The organism is Variovorax sp. P4_D9 (assembly GCF_056401695.1).
This window is the reverse complement of sequence record NZ_JBFUIU010000533.1, coordinates 1-6,267: the sequence shown is the minus strand read 5'-3', so window position 1 is coordinate 6,267 and position 6,267 is coordinate 1. Positions and strand designations below refer to the sequence as shown.

At 66.3% G+C, this 6,267-nt stretch carries 7 protein-coding genes; 4 read left to right on the top strand and 3 right to left on the bottom strand.

The genetic code is table 11. The features are described 5' to 3' along the window. Positions 1–202: 202 nt before the first annotated feature. Together AC1DY5_RS37885 and AC1DY5_RS37880 are read left to right on the top strand one after the other, a co-directional pair. Complete coding sequence (locus tag AC1DY5_RS37885) at positions 203–847, top strand: BRCT domain-containing protein (RefSeq protein WP_478119609.1); 645 nt, start codon at positions 203–205, stop codon at positions 845–847. A 182-nt stretch (positions 848–1,029) separates the two neighbouring features. Beyond that, positions 1,030–1,293: a hypothetical protein gene (locus AC1DY5_RS37880; protein ID WP_478119608.1), complete on the top strand. Its 264-nt coding sequence runs from the start codon at positions 1,030–1,032 to the stop codon at positions 1,291–1,293. Positions 1,294–1,317: 24 nt separating this feature from the next. On the opposite strand, the gene AC1DY5_RS37875 is transcribed toward AC1DY5_RS37880, so the two are convergent. Then, positions 1,318–3,282, bottom strand: a complete 1,965-nt coding sequence (locus tag AC1DY5_RS37875; protein WP_478119607.1) for a hybrid sensor histidine kinase/response regulator — start codon at positions 3,280–3,282, stop codon at positions 1,318–1,320. 157 nt (positions 3,283–3,439) lie between these two features. Between AC1DY5_RS37875 and AC1DY5_RS37870 the strand changes: the two genes are divergently transcribed. Continuing rightward, a complete protein-coding gene (locus tag AC1DY5_RS37870; protein WP_478119606.1) occupies positions 3,440–4,459 on the top strand; it encodes a Bug family tripartite tricarboxylate transporter substrate binding protein in 1,020 nt (339 codons plus the stop codon). Between the two features lie 57 nt (positions 4,460–4,516). On the opposite strand, the gene AC1DY5_RS37865 is transcribed toward AC1DY5_RS37870, so the two are convergent. Beyond that, on the bottom strand, positions 4,517–4,957 hold the full coding sequence (locus AC1DY5_RS37865) for a hypothetical protein (RefSeq protein WP_478119605.1): 441 nt from the start codon (positions 4,955–4,957) through the stop codon (positions 4,517–4,519). Positions 4,958–5,110: 153 nt separating this feature from the next. On the opposite strand from AC1DY5_RS37865, the gene AC1DY5_RS37860 reads away from it, so the two are divergent. Then, positions 5,111–5,548, top strand: a complete 438-nt coding sequence (locus tag AC1DY5_RS37860; protein WP_478119604.1) for a hypothetical protein — start codon at positions 5,111–5,113, stop codon at positions 5,546–5,548. A 104-nt stretch (positions 5,549–5,652) separates the two neighbouring features. On the opposite strand, the gene AC1DY5_RS37855 is transcribed toward AC1DY5_RS37860, so the two are convergent. Further along, positions 5,653–6,111, bottom strand: a complete 459-nt coding sequence (locus tag AC1DY5_RS37855; RefSeq protein ID WP_478119603.1) for a GAF domain-containing protein — start codon at positions 6,109–6,111, stop codon at positions 5,653–5,655. Positions 6,112–6,267 lie beyond the last annotated feature (156 nt).

The window sequence follows — 6,267 nt, the reverse complement described above, 5'->3', positions numbered from 1 at the left end:
GTGCTGACGGCACGGTCGGCGGCGCAGAGGCGCAGCCTGCGAGGGCGGCGGCGGCGGCGAGCGCAGCGGCGGCGAGCCGTGGCATGCGCGGAGATGGGGACGGGTGTCGGTGCATCCGTCGATTTTCACCCCGGCGCCAGCCGGAGACTTGCGGCACGGCGATCCGACCCACCACAATGCAGCTAGCAAGGAAATCCCCCACATGGTCCTCCACGCCAACACCCCTTCTTCGACCGCGGCAGCGCAGCAGACCCGCGAGGCGATCGAGCAACTGCTCGCCATCGTGAGCGGCCTGGTGGCCGACGACGACCTGCACGATCTCGAGATCGAGTTCCTCAAGGTGTGGCTGGCGGAGCACCAGGACGTCGCGCAAAAGTGGCCCGGCTCCGCCATCGGCCGCGCCGTCGACACGGTGCTGGCCGACGGCCACGTGAGCGAGGAAGAACGCGCCTACCTGCTGACCACCCTCAAGGAACTGGCGGCCACCGATTTCGCGCTCACGGACGCGGCCGGTGCCGAACGCATCGCGGTCCCGACGGACGACGCGATCAAGATCACGCTGCGCGACGCAGTCGTGTGCCTGGCGGGCGAATTCCTCCACGGCACGCGCGCGGCGTGCGAGCGCCTGGTCGAGCAGGCGGGCGCCTGGCCGGTGCGCAGCGTGAGCAAGAACGTCCACTACCTGGTGGTCGGCGCCCGGGTCTCGCCCGACTGGTTGCAGACGCCCTGCGGGCGGGACATCCAGGACGCGGTGGACCTGCAGCAGGCAGGCCACGGAATCGCGATCGTTTCGGAGCGGCGCTGGATCGAGTCCTTCCAGGCGGCGGGTGGCGGCGCGCCGAGCTGAGCGCGCTGATCCAGGAGGCAGATGGACGCCCCCGCCCTTGTGCGGTCGCGCACAGACCCCATCTTCGAAAGACGCGGGCCGGCTTCCACCGATGCGTCACGGCGAGAACGGCAACTCCGAAAACTGCCGAGATCGTAAGTTTTCGCGCCCCGAAGCTGGAACGGTGTTTGCTGGAGACAACCATGCTGACCATCGACCAAAAAGAAGCCATCCTTCGCAGGGCAGGAATTCAGGTTCCCTCGTTTCCCGGGAGCCCCCCGACAGCGGATCCGCGCGATCACGAGGCCGACACCGAACACAAGGCCGCCCTCCAGCGATGGAGGGAAGCCATCGACGTGCTCTATGTGCAATACGCGGCAGCGCGGGCGGCAAAAAGCCTCCGCGACGCCGAGCAGGCGCGGCAGATCGATCAGCTGCGCCGCGCGGCCGAGCGATCGAGCGCCTGAGGCCGGGAGCTTGCGAGCCGCGCCTCAGCGGCCGACGCCGCTCTTGTGCCAGCCACTGACCCGCAAGGCCCGCGAGATCGCCGCAGCCAACTGGTCCTGGCTGAAGGGCTTGGCCAGTTTCGAAGTGAAGACCGAGAGGCCGGACGGCAACTCGGCGTACCCGGTGGCGAGAATCAGCGGCAGCTCCGGACGCTCCTTCCGAAGGATCTCGAAAAGCTGCGAGCCGGTCATGCCAGGCATGACCTGGTCGGAGACCACCAGCCCGACGGCGGGCTCGCCGCGGACAAGATTCAAGGCCTCCTGGGCGGAGCCTGCGGTGATGACCGAATGGCCCAGATCCTCGAGCATCGAGGTGGTGTTGGCGAGCACCAGGCTGTCGTCGTCGACGGCCACGACCAGCAGGGGCTGCGTTCGCTCCTCGCTCCTCGGGCCCGCCGCATCGGATTCGGCCACCGCGGCATCGGGCGCGCCTTGCGCGACGGGCAGCCAGAGTTCGGCCGTGGTGCCGACACCTTCGGAACTGCTCAGGACGAATCGACCGCCTGACTGCGCGGCGAGTCCCTGAACCATCGGCAGTCCCAGCCCGGTCCCCTTGCCGACCCCCTTGGTCGTGAAGAACGGCTCGACCGCCCTGGCCAGGGTCGCGGCATCCATGCCTGCCCCGCTATCGGAGATCGAGAGGCAGACATAGGCTCCGGGCCGCAATTCGCTTGCGTCCGTGACGGACTTCTCCTCCACCTTGAGCTCGAGCCGCCCCCCTTCGGGCATGGCGTCACGCGCGTTCACGGCGAGGTTGAGAATGGCAAGTTCGAGTTGGTTCGGGTCGACCAGCACCGGGCTGGGCGCCGAGGGAAAAACGGTCTCGACCCGAATCGCCGCACCGAGCGTCCGCGTGAGCATGTCCCGCATGCCGGCCACCAGCCGGGGGACATCGACGGCCACAGGGGCAAGGTCCTGGCGGCGGGCGAAGGACAGCATGCGCTGCGTCAGCGCGGCGCCCCGCCGCGCGCCCTGGATCGCGTTGTTCACGAGCCCTTGCAGCTTCTCGTCGGCCGGCAGCCGGCGACGAAGCAGCTCGAGGCTGCTCAGGACCACCATCAGCAGGTTGTTGAAGTCGTGGGCGACACCGCCGGTCAACTGCCCGATGGCGTCGAGCTTCTGGGCCTGGAACAGGGCGTCCCGCGCCTGATCGAGTTCTTGCTGGGCGCGCCGCTTCTCGGTGATGTCGCGGGTGACCTTGGCGAATCCGACCAGTCTGCCATTCGCATCGAGGACCGGGTCGATCACGACATTGGCCCAAAATTCTGAGCCGTCCTTCCGGACGCGCCAGCCCTCGCTTTCGAACCGGCCTTCCGAAGCCGCCGTAGCCAAGGCTCTCGCGGGCTCGCCGCGCTGCTGGTCGGCGAGGCGATAGAAGCGCGAGAAGTGGGTACCGATCACCTCTTCGGGCGCATAGCCCTTGGCTCGCTGGGCGCCGGTGTTCCAGCTCGTGATGAAGCCGCTGGGATCGAGCATGTAGATGGCGTAGTCGGTGACCGCCTGCACCAGCAACCGAAACTGATCTTCGCTGCGCCGCAGCGCTTCTTCCGCGCTTCGCCGTTCGGTGAGATCGCGGGTCACCTTTGCGAATCCGAGGAGCTCGCCCTCCGATGAATAGATCGGATGGACCACCACCTGGGCCCAGAAGCGCCGGCCGTCCTTGCCGCACCGCCACCCCTCGGTCTTGAACCGGCCCTCGCGCTTCGCCGTCATCAGCGTCCGGGTCGGCGCTCCAGCGCGCACATCCTCCGGCGTGTAGAAGGTCGAGAAGTGGCGTCCGAGGATCTCCGACTCGACGTAGCCCTTCAGCCGCTGGGCTCCGGAGTTCCAGCTGATGACGAACCCTTCCGGGTCGAGCATGTAGATGGCGTACTCTTCGACGGCATCGACGAGCAGGCGATAGCGCTCCTCGGGGCCGAGTTTGGTCGTGATTGTCGAGGACGGGTCCAACTGGATGGTTCCTTGCCGAGGCTCGTTGGGAGCGATCTTCCATCAGATTAGACCAACGCCCGCCGATTGTGCACAAGCGCCTCGATTAGGGGCCCTTGTGGGGCCCCGCACACCCTCCTATCATGGCTCGCTCGCCCACGCCAACATCGGAGATCCCATGCACCCGATCACGCCGAATCGCTCCTTATCGCGCCGCAGCGCATTGCAGTACGGGCTCGGCACCCTTGGCGCCGGCATGTTGCCCGGATCCGCCCTCGCCCAGGGCGCCTGGCCCACCAAGTCGGTCACGCTGGTGGTGGGCTACCCGCCGGGCGGGCAGACCGACTTTGCCGGGCGCGTGCTCACCGCCGGCATGCAGGCCAGCCTGGGCCAGGGCGTCGTCATCGACAACAAGCCCGGCGTCAACGGCAACATCGCCACCGACTACATCCTCAAGGCGGCGCCCGACGGCTACAAGCTGCTGGTGGGCAATGGCAGCAACATGGTGCTCAACCCGCACACCTACCGCAACACGCCGGTGGCCGATCCGCTCAAGATGACGCCCATCGGCCTGCTGCTGACCTCGTCCCTGATGCTGGTCGTGCCGACCAGCCTACCGGTCAAGGATCTCAACGAATTCATCGCCTGGGTCAGGGCGCAGGACAAGGCGGGCAAGGCCGTCGACTACGCGTCGGGCGGGCCCGGCAGCCTGGTGCAGACCGCGATGGAGCTGTTCCGTGAGCGTATCGGCAAGCCGAAGATGAGCCACGTGCCCTACAAGGGCAGCAGCCCGGCGATGACCGACCTGATTGCCGGGCGCGTGCCCGCCATGTTCGATGCGTCGTCGGTGGTCGCGCCCTTCCTCAAGTCCGGCCAGCTCAAGGCCCTGATGGTCACCGGCCCCAAGCGGGTGCCTGCGTTCCCCGATGTGCCCACGGCGGCCGAAGCCGGCATCAAGGACTTCCAGATCATCTCCTTCATCGGCTTGTACGGCCCGCCGGGCTTGAACGCCGACATCGTGAAGAAGGTGAACACGGCGATGAACAGCGCCCTCAAGGAGCCCAATGTCCAGAAGACCATCGCGGAGCGCGGCGACGATGCGGGCGGCGGCACGCCCGAGCAGCTCGCCGCGCTGACGCGCGACTACTACAAGCTGCTGGGCGAGGTCGTCAGGAACAACGACATCCGCGCCGAGTAGAAGATCGCGTTGCGTCGAACCGGAGCTACTCCGAAATCTTCCCGAGCATCCCCCCGATCAGCACCACGGCGTCCATCGGCTGGGCCACAGGCCGCCGTCGRCCTCCGCGGCTTCAATCTCGCGCAGGCTGACGAGTGCGTCGTGCAACTGGGCGACCTCGGCTGCTGGCAGCAAGGCGGTGCTGGAGGGAATGCGGGCGAGGGCGTAGCCCAGGTCCTGGCCAAGCCGGCGTCGTGCTTCGCGGGTCTGGGCAGACAAGACCGAGTCGATGGGCGGTGCGTGCGCGGCGTCCAGCGAGAGCACGTCGTCGAACCAGGTGTGCTTCTCCTCGCCGGAGATGACCAGTTCGGCCAAGTTCTGCGCGCGCATCTGCACCCCGTCGACTTCCACGTCCGAAAGCTGGGCCATCGCGATGGCGTCCACCCTGCGGTCGATGGTCGCAAGTTCCTCGTGTGCGCGGTCGATGCCGCTACGCTCGGTGCGAATCTGTTCGTTCACCACCTCGGGGTTGAGCTGCGAGACGTTATGGATGATGGCCTCGATGGAGCGCCGACCGCTTGCTCGGGGAGGCGCCGGGCACTGAACACAACATTGCGTGGTCCGAGCTGCCATAGTGCAGGTTCGGTTGACGCCGTCAGAAGGAACTTCCTCATGGCAACGCCATCCATCCGCTACGTCGAGTCCGCATCAGCCGGCTGGAAGTGTCCTTCGGGATTCCACATCGTCACTTACGCGGAGGATGGCTTCGCGCCTCYGAGCATCTACGGCGAGGAGCAAGGGCTGACGAAAGCTGAGTTGGTGGCCTTCTCTGGGCAGGTGAACTCCTGCGACGAGGCGGGAAGCCTCCACCCCTTGGCGCCAATTAGTGCCATCCCGCGCCAGGCAGTCCGAAGCGCATCCCATGCAAACCAGATTCCACGGTACCTGGTGGACTTCTTCCGCGCGAACAAGACGACAATCCATGCGCAGAAGGTTGTCTTCGACTTTCGTACGCCGCAGGTCCCTGGTGCTGTTCTTCGATACCTTGAGCAGGCTCTGCGCGATTGCGAAGAGGCAGGACCTCTGGAAGAGGTTGTTGTCGTTCGCTGAAACGGCGCGGTATCTAGCCGGTCTGGCGCCCGCCACGCACGCATACCGGTCGAGCGTTGCACCAGCCCGACACGGCGTTGCTGACCTCGACCACGGATACGCATTCAGCCCTCGACGAGGAAACTTGGCAGCAGCTTGGCAGCGCCCTGCAGGAGCTGGAACTCATCATCAGAGAGCGGCAGGGATGTCATGTCGAAATGGCTCAGCGTGCCCCACAGCTCGCCGGCATTGTTCAACAGAGGGACGCTGTGATACGAGACCACCACGCCCTGATAAGGGTGGCCTTCGAGCCTTGGGTCGGCCGATGAATCGTCAGTCCGGAACGAACTGTCCCGATGAACGAATTGACAGAAGCTCTGGTCGAAGGGCACTGCCGCAAGGTACTCGGGCCGCATCTTCCCCGCCTTGTCGTGCAGTAGGACGTTGCGCAGCATGGGTCCGGCGAAGCGGTAGACCGAGCTGTACCGGTGCGGGACGCCTTCGTTCAGGTAGGCAAGTGCCGTAGCCAGACCGCTGTCATGCAGAACGGCTGAGAACGTCTTCAAATTGCGGGGCAACATCATCCCTCGATTGTCGCGTTGCTCGCGGGGGCGGAAATGGTGGATACCCCGCAGTCCAGGTGTCGCTGGCGATTAGCGGCACGGAAGCCGCCGGCACTCAGCGACGATACGGGTTGTATGGGCGGCGGTCGTAGCGGTCAGGCACGCCGTCGCGGTCAC

What these genes read in the sequence shown, in the direction of transcription:
- AC1DY5_RS37885 (WP_478119609.1), top strand. Translation starts at nt 203, where the DNA reads ATGGTCCTCCACGCCAACACCCCTTCTTCGACCGCGGCAGCGCAGCAG.
- AC1DY5_RS37855 (WP_478119603.1), bottom strand. Translation starts at nt 6,111, where the DNA reads ATGATGTTGCCCCGCAATTTGAAGACGTTCTCAGCCGTTCTGCATGAC.
- AC1DY5_RS37880 (WP_478119608.1), top strand. Translation starts at nt 1,030, where the DNA reads ATGCTGACCATCGACCAAAAAGAAGCCATCCTTCGCAGGGCAGGAATT.
- AC1DY5_RS37870 (WP_478119606.1), top strand. Translation starts at nt 3,440, where the DNA reads ATGCACCCGATCACGCCGAATCGCTCCTTATCGCGCCGCAGCGCATTG.